This is a genomic window from Stenotrophomonas sp. pho (assembly GCF_006228405.1).
Classification (GTDB): domain Bacteria; phylum Pseudomonadota; class Gammaproteobacteria; order Xanthomonadales; family Xanthomonadaceae; genus Stenotrophomonas; species Stenotrophomonas sepilia.
In genome coordinates this window covers 4,160,561-4,177,607 of sequence record NZ_CP029759.1, presented here as the reverse complement: position 1 = coordinate 4,177,607, position 17,047 = coordinate 4,160,561, and the positions used below count along the sequence as shown (strand labels likewise).

13 protein-coding genes and 3 pseudogenes are annotated in these 17,047 nt (G+C 65.2%); 5 read left to right on the top strand and 11 right to left on the bottom strand.

Annotated elements, in window-relative coordinates:
* Window positions 1-534: 534 nt before the first annotated feature.
* Together DL544_RS19500 and DL544_RS19495 are read right to left on the bottom strand one after the other, a co-directional pair.
* Window positions 535-1,020 (bottom strand): Mpo1 family 2-hydroxy fatty acid dioxygenase, encoded by a 486-nt coding sequence (locus DL544_RS19500; RefSeq protein WP_069138712.1) that lies wholly within the window; start codon window positions 1,018-1,020, stop codon window positions 535-537.
* Between the two features lie 135 nt (window positions 1,021-1,155).
* Complete coding sequence (locus tag DL544_RS19495; RefSeq protein ID WP_032954595.1) at window positions 1,156-2,082, bottom strand: phosphoribosylaminoimidazolesuccinocarboxamide synthase; 927 nt, start codon at window positions 2,080-2,082, stop codon at window positions 1,156-1,158.
* Between the two features lie 141 nt (window positions 2,083-2,223).
* Here DL544_RS19495 and DL544_RS19490 point away from each other — a divergent pair, with 141 nt between their 5' ends.
* Genes DL544_RS19490 through DL544_RS19480 form a run of 3 tightly spaced genes read left to right on the top strand, consistent with a single transcriptional unit; the run spans window position 2,224 to window position 3,756 of the window.
* Complete coding sequence (locus tag DL544_RS19490) at window positions 2,224-2,553, top strand: J domain-containing protein (protein WP_005419845.1); 330 nt, start codon at window positions 2,224-2,226, stop codon at window positions 2,551-2,553.
* A 30-nt stretch (window positions 2,554-2,583) separates the two neighbouring features.
* Entirely contained in the window at window positions 2,584-3,261 is a 678-nt protein-coding gene (gene rpe, locus DL544_RS19485) for a ribulose-phosphate 3-epimerase (RefSeq protein WP_005419843.1), read from the top strand.
* Between the two features lie 12 nt (window positions 3,262-3,273).
* Window positions 3,274-3,756, top strand: a complete 483-nt coding sequence (locus tag DL544_RS19480) for a GNAT family N-acetyltransferase (protein WP_065178874.1) — start codon at window positions 3,274-3,276, stop codon at window positions 3,754-3,756.
* Window positions 3,757-4,119: 363 nt separating this feature from the next.
* Here DL544_RS19480 and DL544_RS19475 read toward each other — a convergent pair.
* Window positions 4,120-4,307, bottom strand: a pseudogene (locus DL544_RS19475) (DUF2274 domain-containing protein).
* Between the two features lie 268 nt (window positions 4,308-4,575).
* Between DL544_RS19475 and DL544_RS19470 the strand changes: the two are divergent.
* Both DL544_RS19470 and DL544_RS19465 read left to right on the top strand, forming a co-directional pair.
* Window positions 4,576-5,358, top strand: a complete 783-nt coding sequence (locus DL544_RS19470) for a HamA C-terminal domain-containing protein (RefSeq protein ID WP_024889303.1) — start codon at window positions 4,576-4,578, stop codon at window positions 5,356-5,358.
* On the top strand, window positions 5,345-8,854 hold the full coding sequence (locus DL544_RS19465; protein WP_139727863.1) for a DEAD/DEAH box helicase: 3,510 nt from the start codon (window positions 5,345-5,347) through the stop codon (window positions 8,852-8,854). The genes DL544_RS19470 and DL544_RS19465 overlap by 14 nt, the downstream gene beginning before the upstream one ends.
* Window positions 8,855-8,875: 21 nt before the next feature.
* On the opposite strand, the gene DL544_RS19460 is transcribed toward DL544_RS19465, so the two are convergent.
* The 8 genes and pseudogenes from DL544_RS19460 to trbE form a co-directional block, all read right to left on the bottom strand.
* Window positions 8,876-9,121 carry a DUF2274 domain-containing protein gene (locus DL544_RS19460; protein ID WP_139727860.1) on the bottom strand — a complete coding sequence of 82 codons (246 nt, stop codon included), beginning with the start codon at window positions 9,119-9,121 and terminating at the stop codon, window positions 8,876-8,878.
* A complete protein-coding gene (locus DL544_RS19455; protein ID WP_024889306.1) occupies window positions 9,118-10,401 on the bottom strand; it encodes a TraB/TrbI/VirB10 family type IV secretion system protein in 1,284 nt (427 codons plus the stop codon). The genes DL544_RS19460 and DL544_RS19455 overlap by 4 nt, the downstream gene beginning before the upstream one ends.
* Before the next feature lie 2 nt (window positions 10,402-10,403).
* A complete protein-coding gene (gene trbG / locus DL544_RS19450; RefSeq protein WP_024889307.1) occupies window positions 10,404-11,408 on the bottom strand; it encodes a P-type conjugative transfer protein TrbG in 1,005 nt (334 codons plus the stop codon).
* Window positions 11,405-12,109: a conjugal transfer protein TrbF gene (gene trbF / locus DL544_RS19445; RefSeq protein ID WP_139727858.1), complete on the bottom strand. Its 705-nt coding sequence runs from the start codon at window positions 12,107-12,109 to the stop codon at window positions 11,405-11,407. Before trbF ends, trbG begins: the two co-directional genes overlap by 4 nt.
* Window positions 12,110-12,121: 12 nt before the next feature.
* A pseudogene (gene trbL / locus DL544_RS19440) lies at window positions 12,122-13,506 on the bottom strand (P-type conjugative transfer protein TrbL).
* On the bottom strand, window positions 13,503-13,835 hold the full coding sequence (locus DL544_RS19435; protein ID WP_139727856.1) for a hypothetical protein: 333 nt from the start codon (window positions 13,833-13,835) through the stop codon (window positions 13,503-13,505). Before DL544_RS19435 ends, trbL begins: the two are co-directional and overlap by 4 nt.
* 12 nt (window positions 13,836-13,847) lie before the next feature.
* On the bottom strand, window positions 13,848-14,588 hold the full coding sequence (gene trbJ, locus DL544_RS19430) for a P-type conjugative transfer protein TrbJ (RefSeq protein WP_139727854.1): 741 nt from the start codon (window positions 14,586-14,588) through the stop codon (window positions 13,848-13,850).
* Window positions 14,589-14,599: 11 nt separating this feature from the next.
* Window positions 14,600-17,042, bottom strand: a pseudogene (gene trbE, locus DL544_RS19425) (conjugal transfer protein TrbE).
* Window positions 17,043-17,047: the final 5 nt, after the last annotated feature.

Sequence of the window (17,047 nt, the reverse complement as noted above, 5' to 3'; positions counted from 1 at the left end):
TCTGTGGAAGCCAGGGGACCAGGGTGCGGACCACCTGGCCATCGAGTACTGCCGGGGTCAGCCAGCCGAGGATGGCCAGCCCGCCCAACGGCGCCAGTGCCGCCAGCCAGGCAGCAGTCGAGCGCGAACTACGGGGGAAGGCCGCAACAGCCGCTGCCATCAGGAACGGCAGGGCCAGCAGCAGGGGCAGGCTGGGGAGCATGCAGGGAATCCATGATTCACGAGCAGGTCAGGGAGAATAACAGGCTGCGAAATGTCGCCGAAACCCATCGAACAGCGATCAATTGCATGTAACGTTCGCTGATTCATTTTTTCTGCGGCGCAACATCACGTTCCTGCGGTCCCTCCCGGGTTGCTCTTGGGGGACACCCTACGCCCACGCAGGGAGACCGCAGGCCCTGTCGCACAGGGGCTGCCGTCAACGGACGGGAGGCGGGGAGCGAGTCACCGGCGCAGGCTGGCAGGGCCGCCGTGGAGTGTGGGTGATGGAATTCGCCCGTTCAGGAAACGACGGCCGCTGTCGACCGCCCGCGATCAGTAGCGCCAGTCGAGCTTGCGATAGAACTTGGCCATCACCCAGGCCGGGCCGATCAGCAGGTAGGTCAGGTCGGTCAGGAAGCTGGGCTTGCGACCCTCGAACGTGTGGCCGATGAACTGCGCGATCCAGGCCGCCACGAACACGCCCACCGCCAGCCAGCGCAGCGCATGCAGGCCGATCTCGGCCTCCAGCAGGCGGCACAGGCAGCCAAATACGAAGAACTGGACGAGCATGCCGATGCCCAGGGGGCGCGACAGCTTGTTGTAGAAGCACCAGGCGCTGAACATCGCGAACGCCGACCAGATGCCGTACTGGAACCAGGTGATCAGCGGCGGCAGGCACCACAGCAGGGCCACCACCGACCACAGGATCGCCGGCACCGCCACCACGTGGATGCGCTGGTTGATCACGTTGCGGTGGTCGTCGGAGTAGCTGGCGAAATAGCGGTCGATCGGCCGCGCAAGCTCGGTGGATGTCTGCATGCGGCCAGCATACTCCCGCCGGGCCCGTCAGTAGAGCCAGGCCATGCCTGGCTGCAGGTGTTCGTCGACGTTGCCGGCCAGCGGCCGGCACTACCGAACGCGCCCCCCGCCTTTCCGGCCGGGGGCGCAGGCGGGTCAGTCGACGCTGATCCCGGCCAGGCGCTGCAGCGCCTCAGCGTACTTGGCGCGGGTGCGCTCGATGATGTCGGCCGGGATGTTCGGACCCGGGGCGGTCTTGCCCCAGTCCAGCGTCTCCAGGTAATCGCGCACGAACTGCTTGTCGTAGCTCGGCGGGCTGGTGCCCACTTCGTACTCGTCGGCCGGCCAGTAACGCGAGGAATCCGGCGTCAGCATCTCGTCCATGATGTACAGCCGGCCATCGGCGTCGGTACCGAACTCGAACTTGGTGTCGGCCAGGATGATGCCGCGCTCGCGGGCGTAATCGGCGGCGAACTTGTAGATGCGCAGGGTGGCGTCGCGCACCCGCTCGGCCAGTTCCGCACCGACCTGCTTCACCATCGCGTCGAAATCGATGTTCTCGTCATGGTCGCCGACCGCGGCCTTGGTCGAGGGCGTGAAGATCGGCTCGGGCAGCTGTTCGGCCTGGCGCAGGCCATCGGGCAGGTCGATGCCGCTGACCTTGCCGGTGCGCTGGTAATCCTTCCAGCCGCTGCCGATCAGGTAGCCGCGGGCGATCGCTTCCACCGGCACCGGCTTCAGCTTGCGGGTGACCACCGCGCGCTTGGCGTACAGGGCCGGGTCCACGCCTTCGGGCAGCACGCTGGCCACGTCGATGCCGGTCAGGTGGTTGGGCATCAGGTGCGCGGTCTTGGCGAACCAGAAGTTGGAGACCTGGCAGAGCATCTCGCCCTTGCCCGGGATCGGGTCGGGCAGGACCACGTCGAACGCCGACAGGCGATCGGTGGCCACCATCAGCAGGTAGTCGCCCGGCGGGGTTCCGGCTGGCAGCCGCTCGCGCGGGATATCGAACACATCACGCACCTTGCCGCGATGGCGCAAGGGCAGGCCGGGGAGATCGGATTGCAACAGCGTGGTTGGCACGGGCACTCCTGGGGCGTTGTCGATACGGCTGCCCAACGGACCCGGCGGGCCCGCTGACCAGCGGGCGGCCTAGTGTAAAGCCCTCCGGGCCCGCTGTGACGTAAAATGAGCGTCCATTTCGTCGGTCGACCCCGGAGCGCCATGCGCTGGTACGGAAAACTGCTCGGATTCATCGCCGGCGCCCTGCTGTTCCGGCCCAATCCGCTGTTCGGCGCGGTGGTCGGCCTGCTGATCGGCCATGCCTTTGATTCGGACTGGTTCCGCCTGAACAAGGAGAACCCGTACCGGGAGCTGGGGCTGACTTCCGAAGCCACCGATGCCGAGATCGAACGCGCCTACCGCAAGCTGATCTCGCAGTACCACCCCGACAAGCTTGGCGGCGCCGCCCCCGAGCTGCAGCAGCAGGCCGAGCAGAAGTCGCGGCGGATCAATGCCGCCTACGACCGCATCAAGTCCCTGCGCAAGCGCTGACCCACTTTCCCCTCGTTGCAAGGCCCGGCCATGTCCCACTGCCTCATCGCCCCCTCCATCCTGTCCGCCAACTTCGCCCGCCTCGGCGAGGAAGTCGACAACGTCCTCGCTGCCGGTGCGGACTGGGTCCACTTCGACGTGATGGACAACCACTACGTGCCGAACCTGACCATCGGCCCGATGGTCTGCCAGGCCCTGCGCAAGCACGGCGTCACCGCGCCGATCGACGTGCACCTGATGGTCGAGCCGGTGGACCGCATCATTCCGGACTTCGCCGAGGCCGGTGCCACCTACATCAGCTTCCACCCGGAGGCGAGCCGGCACGTGCACCGCACCATCCAGCTGATCCGCTCGCTGGGCTGCAAGCCGGGCATCGTGCTCAATCCGGCCACCCCGGTGGACATCCTCGATTGGGTGCTGGATGACCTGGACCTGGTGCTGCTGATGTCGGTCAACCCGGGCTTCGGCGGCCAGGCCTTCATCCCCTCGGCGCTGGACAAGCTGCGCGTGGTGCGCAAGATGATCGATGCCAGCGGCAAGGACATCCGCCTGGAGATCGACGGTGGCGTGAAGGCCGACAACATCGGTGAGATCGCTGCCGCCGGCGCCGATACCTTCGTCGCCGGCTCGGCCATCTTCAACGCCAGGACCAGCTACCAGGACGTGATCGCGCAGATGCGCGCGAACGTCGCTGCGGCACGGGGCTGAGCCATGAGTACGGTGGCCGTGTTGAACATTCGCCCGGCCACCGTGGCCGATGCTGGCCTGATCCTGCATTTCATCCGCGAGCTGGCCATCTACGAGAAGGCCGAGCATTCGGTGCAGACCGATGAGATCGGCATCGCCGAGAGCCTGTTCGGCGCCGACGCCACCGCCCGCGCGCTGATCTGCGAGGCCGACGGCGAGGCCATCGGCTATGCGGTGTACTTCTACAACTACTCCACCTGGCTGGGCCGCAAGGGCATCTACCTGGAAGACCTGTACGTCAGCCAGGAAAAGCGCGGTGCCGGTGCCGGCAAAGCGTTGCTGAAGTACATCGCACGCCAGGCCGTGGCCGAGGGTTGCGGTCGTTTCGAATGGTCGGTGCTGGACTGGAACACTCCGGCCATCGAGTTCTACACCGCTGCTGGCGCGAAACCGCAGGATGAGTGGACCGTGTACCGGCTGCAGGGGCAGGCGCTGCACGATTTCGCCAACGGGTGAGGCGTGTGGCGGGTGCGAACCGCAACCCGGTGGGTGCGAACCTTGGTTCGCTCCCTGGGTACCCACCCCCAAAAAAGTTCTGGTGTCAAGTCTTTCGTGCAAATCACGCAAGGCTTGAAACCATATATGGGACAGTAGGTTAGCTCTTTTGGGGGCCGCATTGCAGGACTGCGGCTTGGTGGGCTAGGAGCCACATAAGAGCGTCGGTAGAGAAAGCCGCATCGCACTGTGTCGTGCTGGATTGCCGAGGAACGGCGAGCGTGCCGCACGATCATAGCCCAAGAGGCTGTTGATGGCATCCAGAATGAAGAACGCGCAGCCTGGGGCTGCGCGTTCAATGGATGCCGTTGGTATGCGACGCCATCATGTCGGCTTCCATGGCGCGCTCCGGGTCGCCGTGCCCTTCCTGAATCCCCGATCCCTCGCTATGAACGCCTCCAGCATGTGCGGGATCAACTTCTCGGCATCGACTGTTCGCCATGCGTTTGCGCGTGCAGCGCGGCGTAGCGGTCGAGGCCGGCTTTCAGGCTGACCGGACAGGCAAAGGTCATCTTGACGCTCTTGGTCTTGGGCACCGGCCCGAGCCGCAGCTTCTTGGTCGTGCTCATGCGAAGTTCCCCGATTGAAGAACAGCGGCTGGCAGGTAACTCAATATCTATGGATGATCGTGAAAGGACCATCGACGCGGGCCACTCTCCAGCTTGCATAATGTTCGGAACTGCACGCCGCGCGCATACTTGGCAATCGAAGTCACAGTGTCTGTGTTAGCGGACTATGACCGCTATTCGACAGTGACTGATCGATCGGAGGGGGAACGCTGTGGAACTGTATGAGAGGTGGTGTGAGTCCACCAAAGAAAAGAATAAGCGTAAGTATTACTGGACCTATGTCGAGAAGGACGGCGGTCGCGACGATATCTGCGAGGATCTCGCTGAGACCATCCGCTCTCACTACGACCGACTCGAACGGATCGCCGACGACGTAGAGCGACTCGGATACAAGGTCGCCGCCAAGATTCTCAGCGAAGCGATGCCTCAGACAGACAAGGGACGCTCCGGCGACCTCGGCGAAATCCTTGCGACTGAGCTGGTGGAAGAAGAGATTGGCCTGCGCGTCCCTGTGCGCCGACTTCGCTACAAGGATGGTCGCAACATGGCCATGCGTGGCGATGACTTCATTGGCGCCGGCTACGGCGGTGATGATGAAAAGCTCTGGCTCCTGAAGGGCGAGGCAAAGAGCAACAAGAAGCTTGGCAAATCCACGGTCACCAGTGCCCGTAAGGTACTCGACCGCGACGATGGCCGCTGCACACCAGACTCGCTGCTGTTCGTCGCCAATCGCCTGCTGGAGAGCAATGACCCCGACGACAACGCGCTGGGTCGCGATCTCCGCGACGAGGTGGGCCTCAAGTCCCTCCGTGCCGATCGCATTGACCACATGCTCTTCACCTTGTCGGGTAATGGCCCTCACGCCTCCCTGAAGGACGACCTCGACGCTGCTGGGACGAACCGTGACCACTACGTCGTGAACATCCACGTCGAGGACCACCAAGACTTCATCGCAGCTATGTACCAGGAGGCGGAAGACCTTGGAGACGCCTGACGAACTGACAGCCTTCCTCACCGCCGCGACCGTCGATGGCATCCTTGGCCGCCTCCTCTATCGTGGTGCTGCTTGGTCGTTGATGCGAGAAGCGGGTGTGTTGCCGCAAAACGCACCGCCATTGGGTGAGACCATCGAAACTGACCTCGCCGAACATGGCTTCGCCCTACTTCGGGGCGCCATGGCGCTACGCGCAAAGACTGGCGCATCCGACCTGACGAACAGGGCTTTCGAGCGAGCCGCCAACGCCTTTGAGGCTCTAGTGAGAAATGGTAATCCTGAGTCGCCAGATCGGGGGTTTCGTCGCACGATTGCCGCTTCTGCTTATCACTTGGCTGGCTACTCGGCCGTGGCCTATTCTCTCTTCAACGAGGCATCAGAAGACCTAAACACCGCGCCGGGCGAAACGGCGATCCGCCACCTGATCCTGCGCGACCTCGACAAGCTTCGCGGCTTTGTTCGCGAGTGGTTGGACGACGAGGCTCACGGTGATGAACAGATTGCCGAGGCGCTAGGGGGAGAAGAACCGGACATCGACGAGGTTCTGTCGGCCATCCTCAACACGACTATCTGCCGAGCCCTAGCACATTTTGACTTCGCGCTTGAAACGGGCGAGCCCGAGCCGATCGATAGCGCACGCACGTTGCTTGCCACTGCGATTAGCTTGGCAGACAACGCGGAAAATGTTCCGCTGTGGTGGATATCGAACCTTTGTCGCCATCTGATCGACGATCTTTGGTTGCATTCGTTGCATCAGAATCTGCCGACCGAACCGCCAGAGGGGACGGAGGAAAAATACCCGGACTTGCGCCGACTGTTCATCTCGTCGCTCTATGCCCGAAAAACTTCCGAAGTGGAGCTATGGCCATCGCAGCGCGAAGCGGCCCAGCGTTCAACGGACGTCACCGACGACTTGGTCGTCGCCTTGCCGACCAGTGCTGGCAAAACGCGGGTTGCGGAGATTGCTGCGCTAATGACCTTGTCGTCAGAGCGACGGGTACTGATCGTCACGCCATTGCGCGCATTGTCCGCCCAGACGGAGCGTTCCTTCAGAAAGACCTTCGCGCCTCTCGGCTTCAGCGTTTCCTCGCTTTACGGCGCCAGCGGCCTTTCGGCTGGTGACGAAGACGCCCTGCGCACCCGCGAGATCATCATTGCAACGCCGGAAAAGCTCGATTTCGCGCTCAGAAGCGACCCGTCCCTGATCGATGATGTTGGCCTAATCGTCCTCGACGAAGGTCACATGATCGGCCCGAGCGAGCGCGAAATCCGTTATGAAACGCTGGTGCAACGCTTGCTTCGCCGCGCGGATAAGGGCGAACGCCGGATCGTCTGTCTCTCCGCTATCTTGCCCAGCGGCGACGAACTTGACGATCTCACTGCATGGATTCGCTCTGACGAGCCAGGCGAGCCGGTGCGTTCCGACTGGCGCCCTACGCGGCAGCGGTTTGGCGCACTCACTTGGCGAGGAAAGGACGCTCTGCTTCGGCTCGACCTCGACGACGATGGACCCTTCCTCGATAAATTCGTTGTGGAGAAGGCCGCCCTAGGGAGAGAGAAGAAGCCTTATCCGCGCAAGAACTCGCACCTCACCTTGTTCGCGGCGTGGGAGTTCGCGAACCAAGGTAAGCGGACCTTGATCTTCTCCACTCAGGCAAATTGGGTCGAGAGCTATGGCAAGCAGGTCGTGGACCTCTGCAAGCGCGGCTATCTGGATTCGTTGCTGGAGAACGAAGCGTCGATTGCGCGAGCTATGGAGGTCGGCAAGGAATGGCTGGGCGAGGACCATCCCGCCGTCGCCTGCCTGAAGGCGGGCGTCGCGATTCACCACGGCCGGCTGCCGAGCCCGTTCCTGCGCGAGTTGGAAGTCCTTCTGTCCGAGGGGGTGCTGAAGGTCATCGTCGCGTCGCCGACGCTGTCGCAGGGCCTCAACCTCAACGCTGCCGTGCTGTTGGTGCCAGCGTTGTATCGGGCGTCCGAGAAGATCAAAGGCGAGGAGTTTGCGAATGTCGCCGGCCGCGCCGGGCGGGCCTTCGTGGACGTCGAGGGTCTCATCGTCCATGTCATGTTCGATAAGATCGATTGGCGGAGGAGGGAGTGGCGAAAGCTGGTCGCTTCCGCCAAGGCCCGAACGCTGAAGAGCGGCCTCATCCAGATCGTCGCCGAGATTCTTGATCGTCTGTCCCGCGAAGGTGTGTTAGATCGCGATGATGCCTGGGAATATCTCGCCAACGCCCGCGAAGCTTGGCGATCGCCCGAGGAAGAAGCTGCTGTTGCCGAACGCTTGGCTGCCGGTGCGGAATACGATGCCGATGCCGATGGCGACGACGATGAAGGCGGCAGCGATGGAGAAGAAGATGCCATCGACGAGGAGCCGCTGTCGCAGCTCGTTGAACGCCTCGATGCAACCGTGTTCGGTCTGATCGAAGCCTTAGACGCTGATCGTGCTGATTTGCCGAAACTCTTGGACGAGGCGCTTAAAGGATCGCTGTGGGCGCGTCAGATCGCCCGCGAGAATGAGAACGTTGCGCCTTTGCACAAGAAGGTGTTTGAGGCGCGCGCGGACCTCATTTGGAGAACCACCACGGCGCAGGCGCGGCGCGGGCACTTCGCAATGGGGGTTGGGCTTGAAGCCGGTCTCTCCATCGACGCCCTGGCCGATGAACTCGCCGAGATGCTCGACCGGGCCGACGACGCAGCATTGAGCGGTGATGTCGATGAACTCGCCGACGCCCTTGGCGGTCTAGGTGAGCGTCTGCTATTTATGCGACCCTTCATTCCCGACAAGGCGAATGCGCTGCCGGCGAACTGGAAGGCCATCCTGCGAAGCTGGGTATCCGGCGAAGATGTTGCCAAGATCGGAGCGCAGAACATGCGAGCGGTCGAAGAGGCTTTCACCTATCGCCTGGTTTGGGCGCTGGAAGCCGTCCGCACCCGCCGCATGTCCCTAGGATGGTTGCCGGACACAGTGGCGGGCGGTGCAGCGGCAGCGGTCGAAACCGGCGTCCCACGGTTCATGATGGCGATGCTGATTCGCGCTGGTCTGCCGTCGCGGCGCGCGGCGATGGCAGCCATTGAGGATGCAATGCCCGTCTTCGTCACACCGGCGGAGATGCGAGCCTGGCTTGAATCCGACGAGATTACGGCCTACACCGATGCCGGCAATTGGCCGACGCCCGATACTGCCGCACTATGGGCGCGCTTCCGAACTGAGGCTCTCAGTGGCGGCATTCAGAAATGGTCGGTTGAACGCTACAAGCGTCTGCTCGACATTGAGGCCGTCCCGCCTGCTGGCCTCTATCGGATCGTCACCGATGAGGGGGACGGACGGACTTGGCTGGCGACTCCTGACTACCAGCGGGTCGCCGCGTTCAAGAGGCCGGCGGTCGATCCTAAACCTAGCCTCTTTTCGGGTCAGCTTCCGGGTAATACGAGGCTCGTGGAAGCTTTGCGCGTCGGTCGCGGAAAACTGCTCTGGCCGCGTGCCAATGGGTGAATGGGCCATAGTCTCGCTTCGTCACGTGGGTTTCGGCGGTCCGGCTTTGGCCGTTCTTCCCTTGCTGAATCCCCGATCCCCCGCCATGAACGCCTCCAGCATGTGTGGGATCAGCGTCATGGCATCTACCGCCTCGCCATACGCCTGCGCGTGCAGCGCGGCGTAGCGGTCGAGGTCGGCTTTCAGACTGGCCGGACAGGCGAAGGTCAGCTTGACGCTCTCGGTCTTGGGCAGTGGCCCGAGCCGCAGCTTTTTGGTCGTGCTCATTGCGAAGCCCCCCGGTTGAAGAACAGCGGCTGGTACGGCCGCAGCACAAGATCCCGGTTGACGATGATCCGCACCGGCAGGCCGGGCCGGCTGGTCAGCATGGGCTGGATGTTCATGTTGCGCCGGGTGATCTCCTGGCCGACCTGATTGATGCTGTCCTGGGCGCTGTCGCGCCCGGCGATGACGATGCGGTTGCCGTCCTGGCGGTTCTCCGGCGCGGCCAGCTCGGCACCCACGCCCAGCAGCGTCGTCAGCACAGCGCCCGCGACGATGCGATCCCAATGCCAGTCCACGTCGTCTTCCAGGCCGGCGTAGCCGGCCGGGTCGGTGCCCACAAGGTTGTCGAGCGTCAGCGATGACGTGTCGGGCAGGATGACCCGGTTCCATACTACCTGCACGCGGCTCTGCCCGTAGCTGACTTGGCTGTTGTAACGCCCGAGGATGCGCGATCCCTGCGGGATCAGCAGGAACTTGCCCGTGGCCGTGTCAAAGACCGGCTCCGTCACCGTGGCGATCACGTCGCCGGGCAAGTCCGACTTGATACCTGTCACCAGCGCGCCGGCGATCACCGTGCCCGCCATCACCTGATAAGGCGATGCCGGCAGCGCCAGGTTGCCGGAATTGCGGGTTTCCGTAGAGCCGCCTTTCAGGAATGCCTCTTTCTGGTCTTGCCGGTTCTGCACGGCGGTCGGGTCGGCTGGCTGTGCAGCCACCGAGGCCGGCCCGGCAGCGAGTGGGTCGAAGGCCGCGAGCGCGCTGGCAGCGCCAGGCGCCCCCGGCGCCGCCTGCGCCACCGTGGCGGCGGCCTGGCCTTGGCCGCCCGAGCGGAAGAACACCGACGAAGCCGCCGCCGCATCAGCCTCCTTGCGCAAGGCATCCTCGGGATCGTGACCCGGCGGCGTATAGGCCGGCGTCACCGGCTGCTGCGAGTTCACGATGGCCGGGCCAAGATCGCCCGGTAGTGGCGGCCCCAGCTCGGGTGCGGCGGGCGGCAAGGCCGGCAGCTTCGAGTAATCGGTCGGCAGCGCGTCCAGCCCTTCGGACTTCGACACGCGATCGACGTTGTAAAGCTCGGCCTGCTCGCCGGCTCCGCGCCGCTGTGGCTGCAATGACCAGATCGTGGCGCCGAGCACGGCGACCGACAGGCTGCCGACGAGGATGGCCAGCGTGCGCCGGTTCAGGCGCGTGACCGGGCGCGGCTGGGCGCGCAGCGCCACCGCCTCGGGCGCGACCTTGCCCGCCTGCGGCGTGGCGAGGTCGGGGGTGTCGTCCTGGCTCATGGTCAGTTCCTCCGCGCAACGCCGTCCGTGCGCTCGATTCGCACCACGTCGCCCTTGTCGCCGCCCAGGCGCAGTTCGGCCGCGCCGAACAGCCGATCCACGATGTAGTACGGCGAGCGGAAGCGGTAGTTCACCAGTTGTCCATCGCCCTGCGCGCCGATGACGAACAGGGGCGGCAGCTCGCCTTGCGCGATGCCCGCCGGAAACTGGATATAGACCTTCTCGCCGTCATCGAAAGCGCGCAGCGGCTTCCACGGCGGATTGCTGCCGCTGATCGCGTAGCGGAAGCGCAGGTTCTCCAGCGCCAGCCCGGTATCGACCGGCGCTGCGGCGCTGGCCGCCTGCGCCTGGCGCTGCAAGGCCAGCATCCGGTCGCGCGGGTACTCCCAGGACGCCGACGCCATCCACGTCTTTTCCGTCGAGGTCAGCTCCAGCAGATAGGTGCGGCGGCTGGTCGTGATGACGAGATTGGTCTTGAGTCCCGAGCGGATCGGCTTGACCAGCACGTTCACGCGCAGGTCGGCGCCGCTGCCGCTGGACGTGTCGCCCACGATCCAGCGCACGGTATCGCCGGCGGCCACCGTCACCAGTTCCTCGCCCGGCTGGAGCGAAATCACGGTCACGCGGCCCACGGCCGCATAGACCTGATAGAGCGCGCCATCGGTGAAGGGCCACACCTGAATCGCGTTGACGTAGCCCTCGCGCGTGGGCGCGACGCGGGCCTCGGCGTTGGCGCGCGAGACACGCACCTTCTCGTCGGCCGGTTCCGGCGTAGGTTTGGCGTCTTCGGCCTCGGGCACCGGCATCAACTGCGCCGGCATCGGCAGCACCTCGGGCACGGCCACCACCTCCACCGGCGCGGGCGGTTCGGGCAGCGGCTGGGCCTGCACCGGCTCATCGAGCGAGATGGTCGGCGGCGGCTTGCCTTGCGTGGCGCAGCCCGTGAACAAGACAGTCGAAGCCAGCAGGATCACCGGCAAGGCGGATTTACGGAAAAGTGCATTCATGGTTTGGCTCCTTCGGAAGAATCCAGCTCGCGGCTCCACGACAAGCCGTTGACGTAGATGCCCAGGGGGTTCTTGCGCAGGCGTTCTTCGGTGCGCGGCGGCTGGAGCACGATGGACACCACGGCCGTCCACCGCTCCAGGCCCGCCGCGGCGCCGTTGACGTAGCGGCGCTCCGTCCAGCGCACGTTGAAAGACGTGTCGCTTGCGCGCACGACGCTGGTGATCTGCACCGTCACCGACTCGCGACCGATACGAGCGAACGGGTCACTGGTGCGGGCGTAGTCGTTGAGCACGGCCGCGCCCTTGTCGGTCGTGTAGTCGTAGGCATCGAGCCAGTTCTGCCGCACGACGATCGGGTCGATGGACAGTGAGCGCACCAGCGTCACGAAACGCGCGATGTGGTGCGCCGTCTGCGCATCGTTGGGCCGGTACGGCGTGGCCGCTTCGCCCACGGCGCGCACCTGGCCTGCGTTGTCCACCTCCACCACGTAGGGCGTCACGATGGATTGCGCCGAGCGCCACACCAGCCCGCCGGCCATCAGCAGCGCAAGCGTCAGGCAACCGAAGGCCATCAAGCGCCAGTTCTTCGCCTGGACGCGCGGCGAGCCGATGCGCTCGTCCCACACCTGGCCGGCAGCTTGGTACGGCGTGGCAGGCTGCGGCGTGTCGGCGTAGCGCACCTGCGGTTTCTTGAATCGCATGGTCAGTTCTCCTTATGAATCGGAATCGCGCAGGCTCGGCCCCTGGCCGGAGCCGCCGCCATCGCCACCGCGCAGCGCGTGGGCGGTGGTGGTCGCGGCGTGGGTGAGTTGCTGGCGGCGATGCAGGCGCTTGGCCCAAGCGGGCTGTTCCTGTGTCTGCGCCGTAGCGGCGCCGGATGCGGCCTCGCCTGCGGCACCCTGACCGGATGCCGCGCTCGCGCCGCCATCGGCGGCAGCGCCGTTCCAGCCAGCGCGGAAGGGAGCGGCCATGCGTTGCCCGGCAGCGGATGCACGGGATGCAGCCGCACGTCCGGCGGACTGCGCGCCGGTCTTGGCGACGTTGCCCAAGCCCGCCATCGCGCCCTTTGCGCCGCCGCCAGCGGCGGCGGAGCCGGCCTGGAACGCCGATTTCGCACTGCCAGCCGCCGACGTGGCCGCACGCGCACCAGCGCCGGCCAGCTTGGCGGCAGCCGGTGCCATGCGCGCGCCAGCGGCCACGGCACCGCCTACGCCCGTCGCGGCAGCACCAACAGCCACCGCCGTCCCGGCTGCGCCGATGGCAGCGCCTGCCATCGCACCCGCGCCGAGCTGCGGCGTACCGGACACAAGGCCCGTGGCGATGCCAGGGCCGAAGATCCCCAGCGCCAGCAAGGTGAGCGAGGCCAGCATGATGACCAGTGCGTGGTCGAGCGACGGCTCATCGGGATGGACTTGGAACTGAGTGAACAGGCCCGAGCCGATACCGACGATCACGGCCAGCACCAGAACCTTGACGCCGGAGGCCACCACGTTGCCCAAGACCTTTTCGGCCAGGAACGAGGTTTTGTTCCAGAGTGCGAACGGCACCAGTACGAAGCCCGCGAGCGTGGTTAGCTTGAACTCGATGAGCGTGATGAAAAGCTGGATCGCCAGCACGAAGAAGCACAGCACCACGACCAGCCAGGCGAGGAACAACACCAAGATGGCATCGAGGTTCAAGAACACCTCGGGAAATCCCATCATGTCGTCGAGCTGGAGGAAGATCGGCCCGCCCGCGTCAAGGCCGGTTTTCGCCAGCCGGCCCGGCTGCAAGAAGTTCTCCATCGTGATGGCAGAGCCGGTGGCGGTGATGCCCAATCCCGCGAACGAGCGGAAGACGATGCTCGCCAGCCAGTTGAAGTTGTTGATGATGTAGGCGAAGGCGCCGACGTACAGCACCTTGCGCAGCAGCTTGGCGATCACGTCCTCGCCCTGGCCGGTGGCGTGGCTCATGGCCCAATACAGGCCGGCGATCGTCATGTCGATGACGATCAGCGTGGCCGTGAGGAACGCCACTTCGCCCGCAGCAGCCCGAAACCCGAGTCGATGTAGGCGGAGAAGGTGTTGAGGAACTGGTCGATGATGGTCACGTCATTCATGGCGTGCCCTCCGGTTCGGTCGGCGGTGCCGGCGCTACGCCATCGGCTGGCTCATCGAAGCTCGGTGGGATCGACGGCAGGTCGGCCAGCGTCTGGTATTCATCTGGCCCGGCCTCGCCGGAAAAGAAGCGCCGTCGGAAGGCTTCGGCGGCGGCACGGCAAGCGTCCTCGCCCGTGGCCTGCATGACCTGTCGTGGATGGGCCTTGCATTGCTCGCGCAACGCCTTGAGCCGCACTGGATCGGCGGCCAAGGCATCGGCAAGGTGGTCGGCCGGCTGCTCGCCGCAAGCGGCCAGCAGCACGACACCAAGGGCGAGGACGCATCGCATGGCGGCCTCCCGTCAGTTGCCGTAGAAGTTCACGGACTGCGGCGTGTACGGCGTGCCGTCGCCGAGGAAGCGCCGCCGCACCTCGCGGGCGCGCTCCGTGGCTGCCGCCTGCCGCGCCAGCTCCAGCGCAGTCGCCCGGTCTTGCGTGATCTGGAGCCGCTGCGACTGGATCGACTGCTTGGCCTGCAAGGCCAGCAATTGATTCATGGCCTGCATCGCCTGCAACGCACCTTCGGCCGACTGGCTCTTGCCCACAAGATCGGCCAGCACGCTTTCGTCTTCGCCCAGGTTCTGCGACACCTGCGCCTGCATCTGCATGGTGGTCTGCAAGCCGTTGAGCGTGTTCCGCCAACGCTCCTGCGCGTCGCGGACCATCTGGTCGCCGCTGACGGTGGCGGCGTACTGCTCGGGATACAGGCGCGCGAACTCCCGATCCAGATTCGTCACGTCGTAGGCCAAGCCCCTGGCCTGGGCGATAAGCCGCTCGGTCGTCGCCAGATTGGTGCGCAACTGGTTCACCACGCTGGACGGCAGGCTGGCGAGGTTGCGCGCCTGGTTCATCAGCATCTGCGCTTCGTTTTGGAGCTGACGAATCTGGTTGTTGATCTGCTCTAGCGTGCGGATCGCGGTCAGCGTGTTTTGCACATAGTTGGTCGGATCAAAGACGATGCGCCAGGCCAATGCTGGTGAAGGCGTCAATGTCGTCAGCGACAGTGCGGCAGCAAGCGAAATGGAAAGCGCACGGATCTTCATGGCTGGTTCTCCTATGAGTGGTCGGCGGTACGGAGGGAATCCGGCGCGAGGCCGGGGAACGAGAGCAGCAGGTCGGCCGCCCAATCGAGGCCGCGATGGCGCAGCCAGGCGCCCGCGAAGCCGGGCACGCCGACATCCAGCAGCACGCGGTCTATGTCGCGCTGGTCTTGCGGCGTGGACGCGCCTGCGAAGGCGAGCGCCGTCAGCCCCAGGTCGAGGTCGAACAGACGGTTTCCGAGGCGGGATTGGTAGTAGTAGTCGCGCTTGGGCTGCGCGGTGGCAACGATTTCGATCTGCCGCCTGTTGAGGCCGAAGCCCTCGTAGATCGTGCGAATCTGCGGCTCGGTGGCCTGCGGGTTCGGCAGGAAGATGCGGCTTGCACAGCTCTCTATGATCGCGGGCGCGATGCTCGAATCCTTGATGTCGGCGAGGCTCTGCGTGGCGAAGATCACCGAGACGTTCTTCTTGCGCAACGTCTTGAGCCACTGGCGGATGCGCGCGGCAAACACCGGGTCATCGAGGAACAGCCACGCTTCATCGAGGATCAGCAGCGTGGGCGCCCCGTCGAAGCGTTCATCGAAACGCGCAAAGAGGTAATGCAGCACGGCCATGACGGCGGCCTTGCTGTGCATCAGCTCCTCCATCTCGAAGCACTGCACGTCGGCCATGCCGAGGCGGTCATGGTCGGCGTCTAGCAGCTTGCCGTGCGCGCCACCCAGCACATAGGGCGAAAGCGCCTGCCGCAGCGTGTTCGATTGCAGCAGCACGGAAAGTCCGTCATCGTGCGCTGCTCCACCGGCGCACCGGCGAGACTTCCCAGCGCCGACCAGATAGCCGCCTTCTCGTCGGGCCGACCGCCACGCCTTCGTGCAGCAAGCGGCCTTCGATCCATTCAGCGGCCCAGGTGCGGTAGCCCTCGCGGTCGATGCGCGCGAGCGGCTGGAAGGCGATTTCGCCATCCGTGCCCAGGTCGTAGTGTTCGCCGCCCAGGCCGAGGATGGCGGCCCGCATGGAGCGGCCCATGTCGAAGGCGAAGATGCGCGAGCCGCGATAGCGGCGGAACTGCATCGCCAGCGTGGCGAGCAAGACCGACTTGCCCATGCCGGTCGGGCCTGCGACCAGCGTGTGGCCCACGTCGCCGATGTGCGTCACCAGCCGGAACGGCGTCGCACCATCGGTGCGCGTGACGATCAGCGGCGGGCCGTCGAGGTGGTCGTTCTTCTCTGGCCCGGCCCATACCGCCGACACCGGCATCATGTGCGCCAGGTTCAGCGTCGAGACGATGGGCTGGCGCACGTTCGCATAGGCGTTGCCAGGGATCGAAGACAGCCAGGCATCCACGGCATTGAGCGTTTCGGGGATGGTGACGAAGCCCCGGCCCTGGATGGCGCGCTCCACCATGCGCAGCTTCTCGTCTGCGACGGCGGCGTCCTCGTCCGTGACGGTGACGGTCGCCGTCAGATAGCCGAAGGCAACTTGATCGCTGCCCAGCTCCTGCAAGGCAGCGTCGGCGTCGGCGGCCTTGTTGTTGGCGTCGGTATCGACCAGCGGGCTTTCCTGCTGGAAGATCGTTTCGCGCAGCAGCGCGATGACGTTCTTGCGCTTGGCGAACCACTGGCGGCGCAGGCGGGCGAGTTCTCTTTCCGCCTCGGCTTTGTCGAGGCAGAGAAAGCGCGTGCTCCAGCGGTACGCAAAGCCAAGGCGGTTGAGGTCGTCCAGAATCCCCGGCCAGGTCGAGGTCGGGAAGCCTCGCACCGACACCACGCGCAGGTGCTGGTCGCCCAACATGGGCGCCAGGCCGCCGACGAGCGCGGAGTCGGTCAGCAGCGCGTCGATGTGGAACGGCACTTCGGGCACGCCCACGCGATAGCGCCGCGTCGAGATGGTGGCGTGCAGGTAGGTCAGCGTCTGGCTGTCATCGAGCCAGGCGATTTCCGGCATCACGCCATCGAGCAGGTCAAAGACGCGATCGGTTTCCGCGACGAAGGCATCGAGCCGACCGCGCCAGTCCACGCCTTCGGTGGGTCGGTTCTCGTACAGCATTCCCGCTGCACGGGCGCGCGATTCCTCGGGCGGCAGATACACCAGCGTCAGGTGATAGCCGCTCTCGAAGTGGTTGCCCGAGTCCTCGAAGGTGGCGCGGCGTTCCTCGTCCACCAGCCAGGACAACGGTTCGGGAAAGTCGGAGTGCGGATAGTCGGCAGCGGGCCGGCGCTCGGCTTCGATGAACAGCGCCCAGCCTGAGCCAAGCCGGCGCAGCGCGTTGTTCAAGCGCGCCGACGTGGCGATCAGCTCGCCTTGCGTCGCGCTGTCGAGGTCAGGCCCACGAAATCGGGCCGTGCGCTGGAAACTGCCGTCCTTGTTCAAGACGACGCCCGGCGCGACCAGCCCGGCCCAGGGCAGCCAGTCGGCCAGCAAGGCCGGGCGCTGGCGGTATTCGGCAAGGTTCAGCATCGCGG

Excerpts from the sequence above, each read along its gene's own strand:
- DL544_RS19500 (WP_069138712.1), bottom strand. The coding sequence starts at position 1,020 with ATGCAGACATCCACCGAGCTTGCGCGGCCGATCGACCGCTATTTCGCC.
- DL544_RS19490 (WP_005419845.1), top strand. The coding sequence starts at position 2,224 with ATGCGCTGGTACGGAAAACTGCTCGGATTCATCGCCGGCGCCCTGCTG.
- rpe (WP_005419843.1), top strand. The coding sequence starts at position 2,584 with ATGTCCCACTGCCTCATCGCCCCCTCCATCCTGTCCGCCAACTTCGCC.
- DL544_RS19460 (WP_139727860.1), bottom strand. The coding sequence starts at position 9,121 with ATGAGCACGACCAAAAAGCTGCGGCTCGGGCCACTGCCCAAGACCGAG.
- DL544_RS19455 (WP_024889306.1), bottom strand. The coding sequence starts at position 10,401 with ATGAGCCAGGACGACACCCCCGACCTCGCCACGCCGCAGGCGGGCAAG.
- trbG (WP_024889307.1), bottom strand. The coding sequence starts at position 11,408 with ATGAATGCACTTTTCCGTAAATCCGCCTTGCCGGTGATCCTGCTGGCT.
- trbF (WP_139727858.1), bottom strand. The coding sequence starts at position 12,109 with ATGCGATTCAAGAAACCGCAGGTGCGCTACGCCGACACGCCGCAGCCT.
- DL544_RS19435 (WP_139727856.1), bottom strand. The coding sequence starts at position 13,835 with ATGCGATGCGTCCTCGCCCTTGGTGTCGTGCTGCTGGCCGCTTGCGGC.
- trbJ (WP_139727854.1), bottom strand. The coding sequence starts at position 14,588 with ATGAAGATCCGTGCGCTTTCCATTTCGCTTGCTGCCGCACTGTCGCTG.